General features: G+C 41.0%; 17 protein-coding genes. 15 read left to right on the top strand and 2 right to left on the bottom strand.

The genetic code is table 11. The features are described from left to right. Window positions 1–20 precede the first annotated feature (20 nt). From BLP50_RS05780 to BLP50_RS05740, 9 genes are all read left to right on the top strand, one after another. Window positions 21–701, top strand: coding sequence for a hypothetical protein (locus BLP50_RS05780; protein ID WP_090152406.1), 681 nt, complete (start codon window positions 21–23; stop codon window positions 699–701). A gap of 175 nt (window positions 702–876) precedes the next feature. Then, window positions 877–1,812, top strand: coding sequence for a methionyl-tRNA formyltransferase (gene fmt / locus BLP50_RS05775; RefSeq protein WP_090152403.1), 936 nt, complete (start codon window positions 877–879; stop codon window positions 1,810–1,812). A 53-nt stretch (window positions 1,813–1,865) separates the two neighbouring features. Next, a complete protein-coding gene (gene rsmB / locus BLP50_RS05770) occupies window positions 1,866–3,137 on the top strand; it encodes a 16S rRNA (cytosine(967)-C(5))-methyltransferase RsmB (RefSeq protein WP_090152399.1) in 1,272 nt (423 codons plus the stop codon). After that, window positions 3,116–4,180: a dual-specificity RNA methyltransferase RlmN gene (gene rlmN, locus BLP50_RS05765; RefSeq protein WP_090152396.1), complete on the top strand. Its 1,065-nt coding sequence runs from the start codon at window positions 3,116–3,118 to the stop codon at window positions 4,178–4,180. The genes rsmB and rlmN overlap by 22 nt, the downstream gene beginning before the upstream one ends. Beyond that, window positions 4,180–4,899, top strand: coding sequence for a Stp1/IreP family PP2C-type Ser/Thr phosphatase (locus BLP50_RS05760; RefSeq protein ID WP_090152393.1), 720 nt, complete (start codon window positions 4,180–4,182; stop codon window positions 4,897–4,899). The genes rlmN and BLP50_RS05760 overlap by 1 nt, the downstream gene beginning before the upstream one ends. 20 nt (window positions 4,900–4,919) lie before the next feature. After that, on the top strand, window positions 4,920–6,803 hold the full coding sequence (gene pknB, locus BLP50_RS05755) for a Stk1 family PASTA domain-containing Ser/Thr kinase (protein ID WP_090152390.1): 1,884 nt from the start codon (window positions 4,920–4,922) through the stop codon (window positions 6,801–6,803). Then, entirely contained in the window at window positions 6,803–7,690 is an 888-nt protein-coding gene (rsgA, locus tag BLP50_RS05750; RefSeq protein WP_090152387.1) for a ribosome small subunit-dependent GTPase A, read from the top strand. The genes pknB and rsgA overlap by 1 nt, the downstream gene beginning before the upstream one ends. A gap of 95 nt (window positions 7,691–7,785) precedes the next feature. Further along, complete coding sequence (rpe, locus tag BLP50_RS05745) at window positions 7,786–8,439, top strand: ribulose-phosphate 3-epimerase (protein ID WP_090152385.1); 654 nt, start codon at window positions 7,786–7,788, stop codon at window positions 8,437–8,439. Window positions 8,440–8,484: 45 nt separating this feature from the next. Then, window positions 8,485–9,144, top strand: a complete 660-nt coding sequence (locus tag BLP50_RS05740) for a thiamine diphosphokinase (RefSeq protein WP_090152377.1) — start codon at window positions 8,485–8,487, stop codon at window positions 9,142–9,144. Window positions 9,145–9,177: 33 nt separating this feature from the next. Here the strand turns inward: BLP50_RS05740 and BLP50_RS05735 are convergent, their stop codons facing one another. Both BLP50_RS05735 and pyrB read right to left on the bottom strand, forming a co-directional pair. Then, entirely contained in the window at window positions 9,178–9,615 is a 438-nt protein-coding gene (locus BLP50_RS05735; RefSeq protein ID WP_090152373.1) for an aspartate carbamoyltransferase regulatory subunit, read from the bottom strand. Window positions 9,616–9,672: 57 nt separating this feature from the next. Next, window positions 9,673–10,590 carry an aspartate carbamoyltransferase gene (pyrB, locus tag BLP50_RS05730; RefSeq protein ID WP_090152369.1) on the bottom strand — a complete coding sequence of 306 codons (918 nt, stop codon included), beginning with the start codon at window positions 10,588–10,590 and terminating at the stop codon, window positions 9,673–9,675. Window positions 10,591–10,682: 92 nt separating this feature from the next. On the opposite strand from pyrB, the gene priA reads away from it, so the two are divergent. The 6 genes from priA (at window position 10,683) to BLP50_RS05700 (ending at window position 19,254) form a co-directional block, all read left to right on the top strand. Continuing rightward, window positions 10,683–12,911 carry a replication restart helicase PriA gene (gene priA, locus BLP50_RS05725; protein ID WP_090152366.1) on the top strand — a complete coding sequence of 743 codons (2,229 nt, stop codon included), beginning with the start codon at window positions 10,683–10,685 and terminating at the stop codon, window positions 12,909–12,911. A 24-nt stretch (window positions 12,912–12,935) separates the two neighbouring features. Further along, complete coding sequence (gene def / locus BLP50_RS05720) at window positions 12,936–13,421, top strand: peptide deformylase (protein WP_090152363.1); 486 nt, start codon at window positions 12,936–12,938, stop codon at window positions 13,419–13,421. A gap of 113 nt (window positions 13,422–13,534) precedes the next feature. After that, window positions 13,535–13,870: a helix-turn-helix domain-containing protein gene (locus BLP50_RS05715; RefSeq protein ID WP_090152362.1), complete on the top strand. Its 336-nt coding sequence runs from the start codon at window positions 13,535–13,537 to the stop codon at window positions 13,868–13,870. Between the two features lie 4 nt (window positions 13,871–13,874). Continuing rightward, window positions 13,875–14,981, top strand: coding sequence for a cation diffusion facilitator family transporter (locus BLP50_RS05710; RefSeq protein WP_090152360.1), 1,107 nt, complete (start codon window positions 13,875–13,877; stop codon window positions 14,979–14,981). A 136-nt stretch (window positions 14,982–15,117) separates the two neighbouring features. Then, entirely contained in the window at window positions 15,118–17,463 is a 2,346-nt protein-coding gene (locus tag BLP50_RS05705; RefSeq protein ID WP_090152357.1) for a clostripain-related cysteine peptidase, read from the top strand. A gap of 96 nt (window positions 17,464–17,559) precedes the next feature. After that, complete coding sequence (locus tag BLP50_RS05700; RefSeq protein ID WP_090152354.1) at window positions 17,560–19,254, top strand: phospho-sugar mutase; 1,695 nt, start codon at window positions 17,560–17,562, stop codon at window positions 19,252–19,254. Window positions 19,255–19,310: the final 56 nt, after the last annotated feature.

The raw sequence follows: 19,310 nt of genomic DNA, 5'->3' as shown, positions 1-19,310 counted from the left end.
GGGATTTCGGAGGTAATTTTATGAAAAAGAGATTAGCAATAGTACCTATTGTTGCATCTATGGTATTAGCATTTGGATGTGGAAAGACTGAAGAGGCTGTAGTACCTGAAGAAGAGCAGCAAGCAGTTGAAGATGCTATAGAATCAGCAGCTTCGCAGGAGCAGACTGAGGCTGTAGAAGAAGTGGACAGCACTGATGAGGAAGAGCCAGCACTTCCAGAAATTGATATTTCTGGTTGCGATACTTTCACTCAGATAGTAGATAAAAAACTTGAGCCTGGAATGGGCTATGCCAACGAAAAAATTGGTGATGAGGATGTTCTTCTTGTGTGTGATATGACTTATGATGATCAAGAAGGTCATATGGCATCTATTGATTCCATAATCTTTTGTTATATTGATGGTGTGCCTACAGAAATTGGAAGTGTGGTTGCTGCAGGAACAGCTTATCCTATTGCGGTAGAGGATGGCGTTTTATATGTAGGAAGAGGTCACTCAATCAGCAAGTACACTATAGAAAACAGTGAGCTTGTTCATGTGGCTACAGCTGGTGTTGATTATGGAGTAGATGGAAGCGAAACATACTACTATCAAGAAGGTGATGGTGAAGAAGAGACTTTAGAAAATGATGAGAAATACACCCAGCTTGCAGATGAGTATTTTGATGCATCTATAGTTGATTTTACAGTGGTTGTGGAATAATAGTTGATGCCTGTTTTAGGGGCAGCAGCTGTCTAAAAAGCCGGCAGATTGTACAAAAACGTCCTAAAATGGTACACTTATTGTGTCTGTTTAGGACGTTTATTTTTTTGCTTTTTGCACTGATGGAGTTTTACAGTGTAATTTATAGTAGGCTTTTTGAAAGGACTCGATATAGATGAAAGTAGTTTTCATGGGTACACCGGATTTTGCGGTGGAGACATTAAAGGCAATATATGAGGCTGGTCATGAGGTAATACTTGTAGTTAGTCAGCCAGACAAGCCAAAGGGACGTAGCGGCAAGCTTCAGCCTACTCCGGTTAAGGAGTTTGCTATGGCGCATGATATTCCCGTATATCAGCCAGTTAAAATCAGAGCTGAGGAATCAGTGGAGTATCTTAAGCAATATGAGGCGGATGTGTTTGTTGTAGCTGCATTTGGCCAGATTTTACCAAAGGTAATTCTTGATATGCCACGTCTTGGATGTGTAAATGTCCATGGCTCGCTTCTTCCTAAGTATCGCGGCGCCGCTCCAATTCAGTGGGCAGTTATAAATGGCGAGAGAGTATCTGGTAATACAACTATGCTTATGGGGCCAGGGCTTGATGATGGAGATATGCTCCTTAAATCAGAGGTAGAGCTTGCAGCTGACGAGACAGGCGGCAGCTTATTTGATAAATTGGCACTTGATGGTGGCAAGCTTGCAGTTAAAACTATCGAGGCTCTTGAAAGAGGTGAGATTACTCCTGTTCCTCAGGATGAATCACAGGCCACACACGTTGGCATGATTAAAAAGGAAATGGGAAATATTGACTGGAGCAAGCCAGCGGAAGAAATAGAGCGCCTTATTAGAGGCCTCAATCCATGGCCATCAGCATTTACATTTTTAAATGGCAAGCAGGTGAAAATCTGGAAGGCCACAGTGGTAGATAAGACTGGTGCTCCAGGTACTATTATTTCTGTAGATAAAAACGTATTTACGGTAGCATGTGGCAAGCAGGCTCTTGAGATAAATGAGCTTCAGCTTGAGGGCAAGAAGCGTATGAATGCAGGTGATTTCCTTAGAGGTAATGCACTTGAAGCGGGAGCAACATTCTCTTCAAATAGAGAATAATACCTATTACTTTGGATGTTAATCTAGAGTTATGAAGTAAACGAGGTTATTAAATGGCAGGAATTAGCAATAGAGAAATCGCCCTTGAGACTTTGATTGAAATATTGGAGCATGGTCAGTTTTCGCATATTTACCTAAAGGCTGTCCTTGATAAATATTCCTATCTGGATAAAAACGAGAGGGCCTTTATCAATCGCCTGGTAAATGGCACTGTTGAGAGGAAAATCCAGCTGGATTACATTATCGACAGTTTTTCTAAAACAAAAGCAAAAAAGATGAAACCTCTCATTCGTACCATTATTCGAATGGGAGTTTATGAGATATTCTATATGGACGCAGTTCCTGATTCTGCCACTTGCAACGAGTATGTTAAGCTGGCGAAAAAGAGAGGATTTGCAGGTCTTTCTGGATTTGTAAATGGTGTTCTTAGAAATATTTCTAGAAATAAAGAAAAAATAGAATTTAAAGAGCTAGACGTCAAGTACTCAATACCTCAGTGGCTAGTAGATAAATGGACAAAAGACTACGGGGTAGATGAGGCCGAGGCCATTATGGCTGGCTTTTTGGAGCCACAGGATCTTTGCGTAAGAGTTAACACATCTAAGATTACTAGAGAAGATTTAGTAAAGAACTTAGAGGAATCTGGAGTTAAGGTTCGTATATGCGATTCACTTGACAGCGCTTTGTATATATCAGGCTACGATTCATTGGCGTCCCTAGATGCATTTAAGAAGGGGCTGTTTTACGTTCAGGATTATTCTTCCCAGCTAGTGCCAAAGTTAGCAGGCGTTAAGGCTACAGACCATATTATTGATGTATGCTCTGCTCCTGGAGGCAAGGCTCTCCACTGTGGAGAATTGGCAAGTGATGGACTGGTTGTTGCTAGAGATTTAACAGACGCCAAGGTCTCCCTTATTCAGGAGAATATTAATAGAACTGGTGCTACTAATGTGACTGCAGTCAAATGGGATGCCACTGTTCTTGATGAAGATGCAGTTCGCAAATACGATATCGTAATTGCGGATTTACCTTGTTCTGGATTGGGAATTATTAGGAAAAAGCCAGATATAAAATACAATCAGACAGAAGATACCCTTGCCGAGCTTGTTGCTCTCCAGGGACAGATACTTGATACTGTTTGTGAGTATGTTAAGGATGGTGGAGTATTGTGCTATAGCACATGCACCATCAATAAAGATGAAAATGAAAATCAGGTAGAGCACTTCTTATCATCACATAAGGATTTTAAGATGGAAAAGATGACCCAGCTTTTACCTGACAGAGAACATGATGGATTTTTTATATGTGTAATGAAAAAGAATTAGTTGATATTAGATCTTTTAATTTAATAGAGCTTACAGATTATGTTACAGGGGATTTAGGTGAGCCCAAATTTAGAGCAAAGCAGCTCTATGAATGGATGCATCAGCATCTGGCATTAGACTATGATGAGATGAAAAATATTCCAAAGTCCCTTAAGGAAAAGCTACTTGATAAATGCAATTATCATAATCTTGAGCAGATAGATTTACAGATTTCTAAAATTGATGACACCAGAAAATATCTTTTTAGATTATACGATGGCGAGATGGTAGAGAGTGTGTGGATGAGCTACAAGCACGGCAATTCTGTATGCATTTCATCTCAGGTGGGATGTAAAATGGGCTGTCGCTTTTGCGCATCTACTTTGGATGGTTGGGTGAGAAATCTGACTCCTTCTGAGATGCTTGGCCAGATATATGCTATCCAAAGAGATACTGGTGAGAGAGTTTCTAATGTTGTTGTCATGGGCACAGGCGAGCCTATGGACAACTATGATAATATAGTAAAATTTGTTAGACTATTATCTGATGAGAATGGACTGAACATTTCTCAGAGAAATATTACAGTGTCCACTTGTGGCATTGTTCCTAAAATCAAACAGTTGGCAGAGGAGGATTTAACAATCACTCTTGCAATTTCTCTCCATGCACCTAATCAGGCTAAGAGAGCTGAGCTTATGCCCATCGCTAACAAATACGATATTCACGAGCTTATAGATGCATGTCAGTATTACTTTGAGAAGACTGGAAGGCGCATCACATTTGAATACTCACTTGTGGGTGGAGTCAATGATCGTGATGAGGATGCAAAGGAATTAGGAGAGTTAATTGGCCATCTTAATTGCCATGTTAATCTGATTCCAGTCAACCCAATCAAGGAACGAGATTTCGTTAGTCCTAGCATGGACAGAGCCTATGCGTTCCAAAAAAAGATTGAAAAATATGTCAATAATGCTACTATTAGAAGGGAAATGGGCCGGGATATTGACGGGGCCTGTGGACAGTTGAGAAAGCGCAAAATGGACGCTTCGAAAGGGACTATTTAATGATAAGTTGTGCAAAAACTGATGTAGGTATTAAGCGTAAGGTTAATCAGGATGCCATCTTTTATTCAGACACAGCTGTTGGCAAGTTACCTAATTTATATTTGGTTGCCGATGGTATGGGCGGAGAACTGGCAGGCGATTATGCTTCTGCAAAATGCGTCGAGACAATTATTAATTGCATAAAGAAGTCAAAAGAGACAGAGCCTGTTAGAATTCTTGAAGAGGCAATTCAGACTGCTAACAATCTGATTTACGCTGAGTCTAAATCAGACCCTGGCAAGGCAGGTATGGGTACTACACTTGTTATGGCCACCATTATAGATGGTCACTTATTCGTGGCAAATGTAGGTGACAGTAGACTGTATGTTGCCAACTCATCCAAGGTATTGCAAGTGACCAAGGATCACTCGGTTGTTGCAGAGCTTGTTCGCACAGGAGAGCTTGATGAAGATGATGCTCGCACTGACAAGCGTAAAAATATGATTACAAGAGCAGTTGGCGCTGAGAGCGCTATTGCTGCAGATTATTTTGATGTTGCTCTTAAGGGCCGTGAGCATATTTTACTGTGTTCAGACGGTCTTACAAATATGGTTTCAGACAAAGAGATTCTTTCAATACTCAAATCAGCGGACAGTATTGAAGACCGTGCCACTCGTTTAGTGGAACTGGCAAATAGCTACGGTGGCAAGGACAATATCTCAGTTATTATTGTTGAATAATCTTACAAAAAGGAGAATACATGATTACACAAGGCGTTTTTATAGCAGACAGATATGAGGTAATAGATAGAGTTGGATCAGGCGGTATGTCTGATGTCTATCGTGCCAAGGATCACATTCTCGGAAGAGAAGTAGCTATTAAGATATTAAAGCAGGAGTTTTCGGAGGATGCTACTTTCGTAGCAAAGTTTAGGACTGAGGCTCAGTCAGCTGCAGGTTTGGAGCATCCAAACATCGTCAACATTTACGATGTAGGTTCTGAAAACGGCATGTATTTCATTGTTATGGAATACGTCGAGGGTATTACTTTAAAGACATATATCGAGAAGAAGGGACAGCTTAATTTCAAGGAGGCTATCTCTATTGCGATTCAGGTTGGCCGTGGTATCGAGGCAGCTCATCAGAAGGGCATTATTCACCGTGATATCAAGCCACAGAATATCATTATTTCTACAGAAGGTAAGGTTAAGGTTACAGACTTTGGTATTGCTAGAGCTGCAAGCTCTAATACTATCCATGCTGATGTGATGGGTTCTGTTCATTATTCATCACCAGAGCAGGCTAGAAATGGTTTTGTAGATGGCAAGAGTGATATATATTCTCTTGGTATTGTTATGTATGAGATGGTTACAGGCCGTGTTCCTTTTGACGGAGACAATACTGTAGCAATCGCTATTCAGCATCTTCAGGAGGAGATGGTTGCACCTTCAGCTTACGCTCCAGACCTACCTATTTCTCTTGAGAGAATCATTATGAAGGCAACAATGAAGAGCCCAGATAGACGTTACAATACTATCTCTGATCTTCTTATGGATTTAAAGAAGGCACTTGTTAGCCCTGATGAGAATTTCGTTACTATCATGGAGTCCTCAGAGCTTGGCAAGACTCAGGTTATGTCAAAGGTTAATTTAGAGCCAGAGGAGACTATCGCCAAGAAGGCAGCTGAGGCCCTTACATTCAATGATGAGTACGATGATGATGACGAGTACTACGACGATGACGAGTACTACGACGATGATGAGTACTACGATGATGAGGAAGAGGATGAGTCTAAGATGGACAAGATTCTTACCATCTCTGGTATCATTGCAGGTATCGCCATTGTAGCTATATTAGTTGCAATTCTCGGCAACGTTTTTGGCTTATTTAATTTTGGAGCTAAAAAGGTAAAAATGATTAATGTCGAGGGAACTCAGTATGAGGAGGCTGTTGGTAAGCTTGCAGAGCTTGGTCTTGACGAGGACAATATCAAGGTCATCTACGACTCTAGTTCAGAGGAAGACGGCACAGTCCTTGAACAGTCTACAAAAGAGGGCGAAGAGTTCTCACTTAAGGATACACTTAGACTTACAGTTGCTGGACAGGAGTCATCAGGAGATTCTGGTGAGTCAGGAGAGTCAGGTGGTTCATCTCAGCCAGCGCAGACACAGCCAGAGGAGACTACCGATGGAGAGGAAGTTACAGTTCCTAGTGTAGTTGGATTGACACAGGCTGAGGCTACAGAGCAGCTTACAACTATCGGTATTGTGGTTACAAGCACTTCTCAGGAGTACTCAGATGATGTGGCTGAGGGCCGCGTTATCAGCCAGTCTATTGAGGCAGGTGAGAGTGTTGAGGCTCATTCAAAGATTACACTTGTAATCAGCAAGGGTAAGAAGGAGACTACATACAGCTATAGTATTGCTAATCCATACGATGGAGAGTGTACATACTCAATAGTTGAGCTTAATAAATCAGGTACTATTCCAAAGAATGGTGCAATCAATATTTCTGACGTAACACGTTCAGAGCTTACAATTACTCTGACTTATACACCAACCTTTACTACAGAAGATGGTAATACAATCACTCTTGATGACAAGAAGGAAACATCAACACAAACTGTACAGGGAACACCAAATTAATGCAGGGTAAAATTATTAAAGGTATCGCTGGTTTCTACTATGTTTATGTAGTGGATTCTGGTGTATACGAATGCAAAGCCAAGGGCGCATTTAGAAAAGATAAGATTAAGCCTCTAGTAGGAGATGATGTTGAGATAGACATCATCTCTGAGGAGGAGAAGACGGGCAATGTTATTAGCATTGGTCCACGCAAGTCTGAGCTTATTAGACCTGCGGTGGCTAATGTGGATCAAGCATTGCTCATTTTTGCGACTAAGAATCCTGAACCAAATCTCAATCTTCTTGATAGATTTTTATGTATGATGGAAGAACAGGATGTACCTGTAGTGATTTGCTTTAATAAGGATGATTTGGTTGATGATGATTTTCAAAAGCAGATTCGTGATACCTATGAGCGGGCTGGCTACAAGGTGATTTTCACCTCTGCTAAAAATGAAGAGGGAATCGATAAAATCAGAGAGGTTCTCAAAGGAAAGACATCTACCGTTGCTGGACCATCAGGCGTTGGGAAGAGCTCTATAGTTAATCTTCTCACTGAGGGCCATTCCATGGAGACTGGCGAGGTCTCAGCCAAAATTGGTCGAGGCAAGCACACCACTAGACATTCAGAGCTTTTATATCTTGGCGATGACACCTACATCATGGACACACCAGGCTTTTCATCATTATTTGTACCTAAGTGTGATCCTGTTGAGCTTTATTCATTGTTTCCAGAGTTTATTGAGCCTGAGCAGCACTGCCGATTCGGCGGTTGTGTTCACTACAAGGAGCCAGGCTGCGGGGTAAAAGAGGCTGTTGAGAAAGGTGAGATAGCTGCTAGTCGATATGAGAACTATTTGCAGATATATTCTGAAATGGTACAGCAGCAGAATTCAAAATATAGATAATTACTTACAGGGATTTGCTTAAGTCTAGCCCTGTAAGATGTTATAATTATTAGGAGAATAGTAGGGGTAATTCCAAATTATTAGGAGAGAATCATATGGAAAAATGTTTAGCGCCATCAATTTTATCGGCAGATTTTGGAATACTTAAGGAACAGTTGGAGATTATTGATGAGGCTGGAGCTCAATATGTTCACTTTGATGTAATGGATGGAGTATTTGTCCCAAGCATCAGCTTTGGACTTCCAGTACTTAGAACTATTCGTAAATACACTGACAGACTTTTTGATGTGCATCTTATGATTGTTAACCCAGAGAATTATGTTAAGGAATTTGCCGAGGCTGGGGCAGATATTATCACAGTTCATGCAGAAGCATGCAAGCATCTAGATGCTACAATTGATTTAATTAAAAGCTGTGGAGTGATGGCTGGAGTTGCAATTAATCCAGCTACTCCTATTTCAGAGATTACACATGTTCTTGAAAAGGTAGATATGGTTCTTGTGATGACTGTTAATCCAGGTTTTGGCGGTCAGAGTTTGATTCCATATACTTTAGATAAAGTTAGAGAGCTTTCAGTACTTGCTCGTCAGAAGAAGCTTAAGATTGACATCGAGGTAGATGGCGGAATTAACATGGACACTATCGAGGATGTATTAGAGGCAGGAGCCAATATCATCGTTGCTGGTTCGGCTGTGTTTAATGGTGATATTAAGTCAAATACAGAAGCCCTTTTAGCAAAAATGGAATAATTCTAAAGCTAATGGGTCTTATTTTAGCTTTTTGGAGAATAATAAATGAGATATGTAATAATTGCAGGTGGCACAATTGATTTAGAGTTTGCAAAGGATTTTTTGAGCCAGCGCGAAAGAGATAAAATGTATATCTTTGCCTGCGATAAGGGATATGAGGCCTGCGAAAAGCTAGGCGTCGTTCCTGATGCATTGATAGGAGATTTTGATTCTGCAGAAGTCGGTGTTGTAGAGCGGGCCAAAGCTGCAGGTGTTGAAATCAAGCGGCTTAATCCGGTGAAGGATGACACTGATGTGGAAGCGGCTCTTGTTAAGGCAATGGCTATGGCAGAGCCTGATGAGTCTATATTCATACTTGGTGGTACAGGTAGTAGAGTAGATCATATTTTTGGAAATATAGCACTCCTTGCTATGGGTGTTAAAAATGATCGATATGTTATTTTGCTAGATTCCCATAATAGTATTTCAGTGATAAAGCCAGTCACTGTACACATAGTTGATAATAAGCCAGGGCTGTATGTTTCTGTATTTCCTTACATGGGTCCAGTTACAGGTGTTACAATGGAGGGGTTTAAATATCCTCTTAAAGACGCTACAATTGAGGGCTTCAACACCCTTACTGTCAGCAATGAAGTTGTCGAGGACGAGGGTAAAATATGGTTTGAAGGTGAGGGGTACCTCATCGTAATGGAAACAAGAGATTAAAAAAGCAGCATCAGAGGATGCTGCCTTTTTTATTTATTTAGTTCCTGTGTATTTCTCTTCGCAATACTTGCAACGATATACTTCATTCTCAGGGTCTGTGAGAATGAAAATCTGATCAAGCTCTTGCTCCACAGTGCTGATGCAACGTGGGTTCTTGCAAGAGATTACATTTTTTATCTCTTTTGGAAGGGAAAGCTGTCTCTTCTCTACGATTGCGTCGTCTTTAATGATATTGCAAGTGATATTGTGGTCGATAAAACCGAGAATATCTAAATCAACTCGCTCAATTGGACATTCGATTTTGATGATGTCCTTTCTTCCCATTTTGTTGGACTTAGCATTCATAATCATGGCAACTGTACAGTCACAGCCAAGATTTGCAAGATGTAAGTCGTTGTATATTGTCATGGATTCGCCAGCCTTAATATGGTCAAGAACAAATCCCTGATGGATTCCGCTTATGTTTAGCATAGGTTGTTCTCCTTTCGAACTATTTGTCTAGCATAAATGCCAGACGATACTAAAGAATTAGCATGGAATTTCAAGCAGTGTCAATATGAGAGCCATTCTGATAAAGACTCCGTATTTGGCCTGTGTAAAGTACATTGCACGTGGGTCATCATCAACATCAACTGCAATTTCATTTACACGAGGAAGTGGATGAAGAACCATCATGTCTTTTTTGGCTAAGTTCATTTTCTCAGGTGTGAGAATAAAGAAGTCCTTCAAACGGATGTAATCCTCTTCGTTGAAGAAACGCTCTCTCTGAACTCGTGTCATGTAGAGGATATCAAGCTCACCCATGACATCATCTAGAGTATCAACTTCTTTGTACTCATATCCATTTTTCTCAAGAACATCCTCTCGAATGTACTCAGGAACTCGAAGCTCCTCAGGAGAAATAAGGACAAATTTTATTCCAGGGTAGCGTACAAGTGCATTGATAAGAGAGTGGACTGTACGACCAAATTTCAAATCACCGCAAAGTCCAATAGTAAGGTCTTTGATTTCACCACGCAATGAACGAATGGTAAATAAATCAGTGAGTGTTTGAGTTGGATGTTGGTGACCACCATCACCTGCATTAATAACTGGAATAAGAGATCGCGAAGAAGCGACTAAAGGAGCGCCTTCTTTTGGATGACGCATAGCGCAGATATCTGCGTAAGAAGAAATAACACGAATAGTATCGGAAACACTTTCGCCTTTGGCTGCTGAAGATGAATCAGCTGAAGAAAAACCAAGGACAGAACCACCAAGATTAAGCATGGCAGCCTCGAAAGATAAACGGGTACGAGTGCTAGGCTCGTAGAAACAAGTGGCAAGCTTTTTGCCGTGGCATTTTTCGGAGTATTTGTCCGGATGATTCTTAATATCATCTGCCAAGTCCATAAGCTGCTCTAGTTCCTCTCTGGTGAAATCCAGAGGGCTCATTAGATGACGCATAGGATTCTCCCTTCATAGAAAGCTAATTATAAATCACTTTATTATAGCGAGTTTGATTTCAAATTAAAAGACTTTATGCTAAAATATTTTTCATGAAATACGCAGATATTATCATTGATATATCTCATGAGAGATTGGATAAGACATTTGAATATATAGTGCCTGATGAGCTGGAGAATCAAGTCGCAGAAGGCGTGCAGGTGGTTATCCCTTTTGGTCAGGGGAATCGTGCAATTACAGGATATGTGGTTGGGCTACACGACAAGCCAGAGTTTGATGTTACAAAACTAAAACCTATAGCACGTGTTATGAGAGACAGCATTGCGATTGAGTCACAGCTTATTTCTTTGGCTGCATTTTTAAAACGCAATTACGGTTCCACTATGAACCAGGCTCTTAAAACTGTTATTCCTATCAAGAAAAAGGAAAACGAAAAATTAAAAAAAGAGATTAGTCTTAATATTTCTTTGGAACAGGCTAAAATCGAGTTGACGGAGCTTCTTACTAAGAAAAATCATGCAGTAGGCAAGGAGCGTCTGCTGAAGGAGCTTTTAGATGTGGATGTGCTTGATTGGGAGCTTGCCACTAAAAAGCTGCAGGTACCATCGGGCAACATCCGAGATTTGGAGAAAAAGGGAATCATAAGAGTTGAGTCAGTACGTACTTTTAGAAACCCTCACATGCACAAATCCCAAGCAAAGCACATTGTGTTAAATGATGAACAGGAGGCTGCAGCAGAGCGGATAAAGGCAGATATTGATACAGGCCGCCGCAAGACATATCTTATACATGGGGTCACAGGCTCAGGCAAGACTGAGGTCTATATGGATGTGATGGAGCATGTTATTAATATGGGACAGCAGGTTATCGTGTTGATTCCAGAGATTGCCCTTACCTACCAGACTGTTATGAGATTTTATAGCCGATTCGGGGATAGGGTCAGCATTCTTAATAGCCGCATGTCTCCAGGAGAGCGCTTTGACCAGTTTGAGAGGGCAAAGTCAGGTGACATCAGTATAATGGTGGGACCTCGTTCGGCACTTTTCACACCTTTTGCAAATTTAGGACTTATAATCATTGACGAGGAGCATGAGCCTAGCTACAAGTCTGAGGTGATTCCTAGATATCACGCTAGAGAGACAGCTGTATATAGAGCTCATCTTTCGGGAGCTACAGTTATTCTGGGGTCTGCTACACCTAGCCTTGAGGCATATAGCAGGGCTCAGTCAGGTGAATATGAGCTTATCACATTAAACAATCGTGCCAAGGGCCAGGATATGGCTGCTGTTGAGATTGTTGACTTGCGAGAAGAGTTAAAAAGAGGCAATCGCTCAATGCTTAGCCATCGTCTGCTAGAGCTTATGGCAGACAGACTTAACAAAAAGCAGCAGATTATGCTTTTCTTAAATAGAAGAGGACTTATGGGCTTTGTTTCCTGCAGAGCCTGTGGTAAGGTACTGAAGTGTCCACACTGCGATGTGGCTCTTCACCTTCACAAGGATGGCACCATGAAGTGTCATTACTGCGGATTCACAACTAGAGCTACCAAAACTTGCCCTAGCTGTGGAAGCAAGTACATCGGCAGTTTCAAGGCGGGGACCCAGCGCTTAGAGGAGATGGTCAAAGAGGCATTTCCTAGTGCTAGAGTACTTAGAATGGATGCTGATACCACAAAAGGCAAGGATGGACACGAGGAGATATTATCTGCTTTTGCAGCCCATGAGGCTGATGTGCTTATAGGCACACAGATGATTGTAAAGGGACATGATTTTGCCAATGTTACCTTGGTAGGTATTGTGGCTGCCGACATTTCCCTCAATGAATCTGATTACCACAGCGGAGAGCGTACATTCCAGCTGCTCACTCAGGCAGTGGGTAGAGCAGGGCGTGGCAGTGAGCCTGGAGTTGCTATCATCCAGACATATCAGCCGGAAAATTACGCGGTGGTTACCTCTGCAGCTCAGGACTATAATGGCTTCTATGAGCAGGAGATAGCATATAGAGGACTTCTTGGTTATCCGCCATGTTCTCACATTTTGGGAATTCAGGTCAGCAGTGAGAGTGAGAGGGATGCAGCCTCTCAGGCAGATATTTTGGCCAATCTCATTAGAAAAGTGGACCCTCAGGTTATAATTATGGGACCACAGGATGCCTACATAGGCAAACTCAAAGATGTTTTTAGAAGAGTTATCTATGTAAAAGACCAGGATTATGATAGACTAGTTAAGATTAAAGATAGCATTGACTCATTTTTATTAGAGCAAAAACAATATAGAAACACCACCACATGGTTCGATTTTGATCCGATTAATACATTATAATGGTGGCATTAGAAAGGAATTAAAATGGCATTATTAGAAATTAGGGAATATGGTAAGGACGATGTTCTTCTTAAGGTTTGCAAGCCGGTTAAGATTTTAACACCTAGACTTAAGACTTTAATTGAAGATATGTATGACACAATGTACGATGCAGATGGAGTTGGACTTGCAGCTCCTCAGGTTGGCGTGCTTCGTCGTATCTGTGTAATCGATATAGGTGAGGGCCCTGTTACCCTCATTAATCCAGAGGTACTTGAGACATCAGGTGAGCAGACAGGAAGCGAGGGATGTCTTTCAGTTCCTGGTAAGACAGGTATTGTTACACGTCCTAACTACGCTAAGGTTAAGGCCTTAAATGAAAACATGGAAGAAATCATCGTTGAGGGTGAGGAGCTTATGGCAAGAGCTCTTCTTCATGAGATAGATCACCTTGATGGACACATCTACACAGAAAAGGTTGAGGGTGAGCTTTACGATGTAGATGAGTTCTTTGAAGAGACAGAAGAATAAATTTTTTGACATTTAGCCAAATAAAAGAAAATTAATTGACTATTTCTTGTCTGATGATGCATAAAGGATTATAATAATTATCGTATATACAGATTAAGTATGGGGGGTGTAGTATGATAATTAGTGAGAGAATTTTTAAAATCATGGAAGACAAGGGGATGAATCAGTTGCAGTTTTCTAATGCAACAGGCATTGCCCAGAGTACAGTTAGCGATTGGAAGCGCAAGAAGACCAATCCTACTGCTGACAAGATTATGACTATCTGTGATGCACTTGATGTATCACCATTTGAGCTACTTCAGGATACCATTCCTTCTAAGGGGGCAGGAGAGGTTGATTTCCTCATTGCCAGCCAGGGGACTAGCGAATACGCTGTTCTAAAAAAGATGGAAAAGCTCAGCAAGAAATCAAAAGAGAAGATAAATACCTTTGTTAAAGGACTGAAATAAGCTAATGGACAGAAATAAAAAAATCATTCAAACAAGTATTATAGGAATAGCTGCCAACTGTTTGTTGGCAGCTTTTAAGGCATTTATAGGGTTGTTATCTGGCTCGATCGCCATCGTTTTAGATGCGGTCAACAATTTAAGTGATGCCCTTTCTTCGGTTATTACCATTGTTGGCACCAAGCTTGCCAACAAGGCGCCAGATAGAAAGCATCCACTTGGACACGGAAGAGTTGAGTATATCAGCACGGCAGTTATTGCTATTATCATTTGCTATGCTGGTATTACTTCCCTTGTGGAGTCTATTAAAAAAATAATGAACCCACAGTTGCCAAAATATACTACTGTGACACTTCTTATCGTGGCAGTAGCAGTTTTTGTAAAAATCATCCTTGGAACCTACGTAAAAAAGGTGGGAGAGTCAGTTAAGTCTGAGTCTTTAGTAGCTTCAGGTGAGGATGCCAAGCTAGATGCTGTTATCTCTACTTCCACTTTGGTGGCAGCTATTATATTTATTCAGTTTGGTGTGAGCCTTGAGGCTTACCTTGGTGCTATCATTTCCATTGTTATCATCAAGGCTGGATACGATATGATTTCTGAAACCATTTCCCATATTCTTGGTGAGCGTGTTGAAATAGAGCTTTCTCATCAGGTTAAGAGAATAGTAGTTTCCTTTGATGAGGTTTCAGGTGCTTACGATTTGAGTCTTCACAATTATGGTCCAGATAGATATGTGGGCTCTATCCACATCGAGGTAGATGAGGATATGACCATGACTAGATTGGACCAGTTGCAGCGCCAGATAGCATACGTGGTATTCAAAGAGACGGGAGTCACATTGGAGGGCATTGGAATCTACAGCAAAAATAAAAAGGATTCTGAGGCTGATTTGATTCAAAGAGAAATATCGAAATATGTTAAGACTTTTGATTATGTAAAGCAGATTCATGGATTCTACTATGACCCTAATCAAAAGCTATTGAGTTTTGACGTTGTAATTACATTTGATTCCCCAGACAGGGATGCTACTTATCGTAAGATAGTAGAGGCATTAAAAGAAAAATATCCAGAATATACTTTTAGTGTGAATATGGATGTTGATCTCAGTGATTAGAGCAAAGGCTAGTAGTTGAATGGCTACTAGCTTTTTTATGCAAAAATCTATTTTATAGGTGTTGACAGAGAAAAGAATAAGTATTACACTACTACCATGTGATAAAACGACATAAGATATTGATTGGAGAAAAGTAATGTTTTGTAAGAAATGCGGAGCACAACTTAATGAAGGCGCAAGCTTCTGCAAGAACTGCGGTACACCAGTTAGTCGCCCAGTTCAGCAGCCACAGCCAGAGGTTAAGGTACAGCCAAGGGTAACACCACAGCCTACAGTGGCACCACAGCCAGAGGTTAAGGTACAGCCGAGGGTGACACCACAGCCTACAGTGACACCACAGCCAGAGGTTAAGGTACAGCCGAGTGTAACACCACAGCCTACAGTGGCACCACAGCCAGAGGTTAAGGTACAGCCAAAAGTAGAGCCACAACCTACAGTGACACCTCAGCCTAGGGTACAGCCACAACCTACAGTTCAGGTGCAGCCTAGACCTGTGCAGCCAATTCAGGCAACTCCACAGGCTCCTCAAAAGAGTAGCACCGGAAAGACAATAGCTATTATTCTCGGTATATTGGCTCTTATAGCTGCTATTATTTGTGGTATTTTTGCGGCCAATGGCGGTTCTTCTAATAAGAAGAGAGATAGAGAGGACGAAATAGTAGAGGACGAAGTAGATTCAACAGCAGGAGAGGATGCTGTTAGAACTCTTATGATTTATATCGTAGGAAGTAACTTAGAGTCTGGCCCATATGGAGGTGCTGCTTCAAGAGATATCAAGGAGATGCTTAAGGCAGATATTCCAGATAACTGCAACGTGGTACTCCAGTGTGGCGGCGCGAAGGAATGGGAGAATAAAGACATTCCTGATGGAGAAGTTACTATCTTTACAATTAGAGATGGTAAGCTTAATAAGGAGAAGAGTCTTGGTAAGACTACTATGACTCAGGAAGGGGATTTATCAGAGTTTATTAAATACTCTAAGGAGAATTTCCCAGCAGAGAACTACTCACTTATCCTTTGGGATCACGGCGGTGGAATTCCTATCGGTTTTGGTATGGATGAGCTTAGCAACGACCCAGAAGATTTTATCTATGATTATGAAATTAGGGACGAGTTGGATAAGGCAGGCGTTGATTTTGATGCTGTAATTTTCGATGCTTGTAACATGTGTACACTTGAGATGGGATTATGTCTTAAGGACCATGCTAAATACATGGTAGGTGCAGAGAGTTATGTAAATAACAAGGGTATCTACTATACTGACTGGTTGGGCATGCTCGATGGTGATGCTCAGGCCTTCTCAGAGAAAATCGTCCAGGATTATATGGCTGATATTAGTTCTGACGGATTGGTTGGTTCTATGTCAGTTATCCGTCTTGACTACATCACAGATGTTTATGATGCCTATATTAATTATGTAGGTGACATTGCAGACAATGTGGAGAATGGTGGATTTGCAGCTTACGCAAAAGCTAGAGGTAACTGCGGCTCATTTGAGGGCATAGATTCAGTTGACCTTATCGCTCTTGCTACAGCTTATGATACAGATAATGCATCAACTCTTATTAATTCAGCTGTTAATGCTGTATCATACACAGAGAGTGATTTTGCATACGGCCATGGACTTATGGTTTATTGTCCATTTGAAATAGTGGAAGCTTATGACATTGGGCGTGAGGCCTTTGTTGAGCTTAACTACGATAACGAGATTACAGATTTCTACGATAAATTTGTTTCAGCTGAGCTTTCTCTTATGGGACAGAGCTATGTAAGCTCATACGGAGGAGATTGGTATACTACTGCCTACGCAGATCATGTTTCTTCATCTGGCGGTGTAAGTAGCAACAGCATTGGATTGGTAGAGACTGATGATTACTACGCAGTAGAGCTTAGTGATTCTGATTGGGAGGTTATCGATCACGTAGCACTTACAGTTGCTGTAGAAAGCGATGGAGAGTACTTGATTCTTGGTCAGGATTATACATATCAGACAGATTCCCAGGGAAGACTTGCACTTGTAGACCCAGAGGCATGGACATTTGTAAATGGTAATATTGCATCATATTACTGTGTAGATTACTATTCAGATCCAGAGTCAGAGGAATGGTCACAGATGGGATACATTCCATGTACGATTAATGGCGAGGGTGCATTGCTTTATGTATACTATGATGACAAGCATCCAGAGGGTACAATCCAGGGTTACACCACATACGATTTCGATACTGATGAAGAGGGATCATACCTCTATGATTTACGTTCTGATGATGAAATCGACTTAGTATTCTATGTATTATCAGATGCAGGTGATACATATTACACAACAATGGATGAGCCATTTTTAGCTAGTGAGCTTGAGCTTTCATATTCATCAATCGACCTTAATGAGTACACTACATTAGGTTACTACACAATCTATGATGTATATGGCAACGAGTACGAGACAGATGCAACATACCTCGGTAGTACAGATGCAGTGTAGACTAAATCTAGTTTAAACAATCAATATATGATAATATTAATTCAGGGCTTCAACTTATTGAGCCCTGAATTTTTCTATTTATATAGGAGGAAAAATATGGATTACAATTCTAGATATAATGAGTGGCTTGAGCATCTTTTAGATTCGGACCCTCTCAAGGCGGAATTGCTTTCAATAAAAGATGACGAAAAGGATAAGGAAGATCGTTTCTATCAGGATTTGTCATTTGGTACTGCTGGCCTTCGTGGTAAGGTAGGTGCTGGTACTAATCGTATGAATTTCTTTACAGTAGGCAAGGCTACACAGGGCGTTGCTGACTTTATCGTATCAAAGGGTAAAGAGGCTATGGAAAAGGGCGTAGTTATCGCTCACGACCCTAGACATTTCTCTAAGGAATTCTCACAGCTTGCAGCAGGTATTTTTGCTGCAAATGGAATAAAGGTATATGTTTTCCCTGATCTTAGACCTACTCCAGAGCTTGCGTTTATGATCAGAAGACTTGGAACTGTATCAGGTATCAATATTACAGCAAGCCATAACCCTAAGGAATACAATGGCTACAAGGCATATTGGGACGACGGATGTCAGGTGTCTTCAGAGATAGCTGATGGAATGTATGAGCGCATCAAGGCAGTTGATATTTGGTCAGGTGTTAAAAAATCTGATTTTGAAGAGGGAGTAAAATCTGGCAAGATTATCGTTCTTGGTGAGGAGTTTGATAGAGAGTATCTTGATAAGATAGAATCACTTGCTATCCATGAGGGAGATGAGCTTGACCTTACAATTCCTCTCGTTTACACACCACTTAATGGATGTGGCTCTATTCCATTTAGACAGATGTTAAATGACAGAGGTTTCTCTAACTGGACTATAGTACCAGAGCAGGAGAACCCAGACCCTGATTTCACTACAGTTGGTTATCCTAATCCTGAGGACCCTAAGGCATTCAAGCTTTCAGAGGAGTATGGTCGCAAGTTCGGCGCAGAGCTTCTTATGGCTACAGACCCAGATGCAGATAGATTTGCTATTGAGATTCGCGATAGCCAGGGTAACTATGTACCTCTTAATGGCAATCAGACAGGATACTTACTTGTTAACTATGTACTTGAGGGTCACAAGGACGCCGGTACACTTCCTGCAAAGGGGGCTATGGTCAAATCCATCGTTACCTCTACACTTTCTACAATCATGGCTAAGGCCTATGGCGTGGAAATGTTTGAGACACTTACAGGATTTAAAAATATATGTGGTAAGATTCCATATCTCCACGATAATGGATATACATATCTCTTCGGCTATGAAGAGTCAGTGGGATATGCTATTTGCGAGGATATCAGAGATAAGGACGGTATCTCAGCCGGTATGATGGTTGCAGAGGCAGCTGCTTATTATAGAAAGCAGGGCAAGACTCTCTGGGATGTACTTCAGGAGATATATGCTAAATATGGATTCTTTGCAGAGGATGAGCCAAATATCATATTAGAAGGAATTCCAGGAGCTCAGAGAATTCAGCGTATGATGAAGTGGTTTAGAGACAATATTCCTACAGAGGTTGCTGGTTCAAAGGTTGAAAAGGTAATCGATTATATTAATGGATACGAGGATATTCCACCTCAGAACGCAATTCGTATTTTCCTTGAGAATGGTTCATGGTTTGCAATTAGACCATCAGGTACAGAGCCAAAGATTAAGTTCTACTTCTATTCAAATCAGGACTCAAGAGAGAATGCATTAAAAGTAAACGCTTCTATTAAAGAAGAGATATTTGCTCTTATTAATTCAGTTGAATAATGTTATTTAAATAACAATGCCCCAACACTATATGTTGGGGCTTTCATTTTTGTCTA

Source organism: Pseudobutyrivibrio sp. AR14, assembly GCF_900101325.1.
GTDB lineage: Bacteria > Bacillota > Clostridia > Lachnospirales > Lachnospiraceae > Pseudobutyrivibrio.
This window is presented reverse-complemented; position numbering and strand designations above follow the sequence as displayed.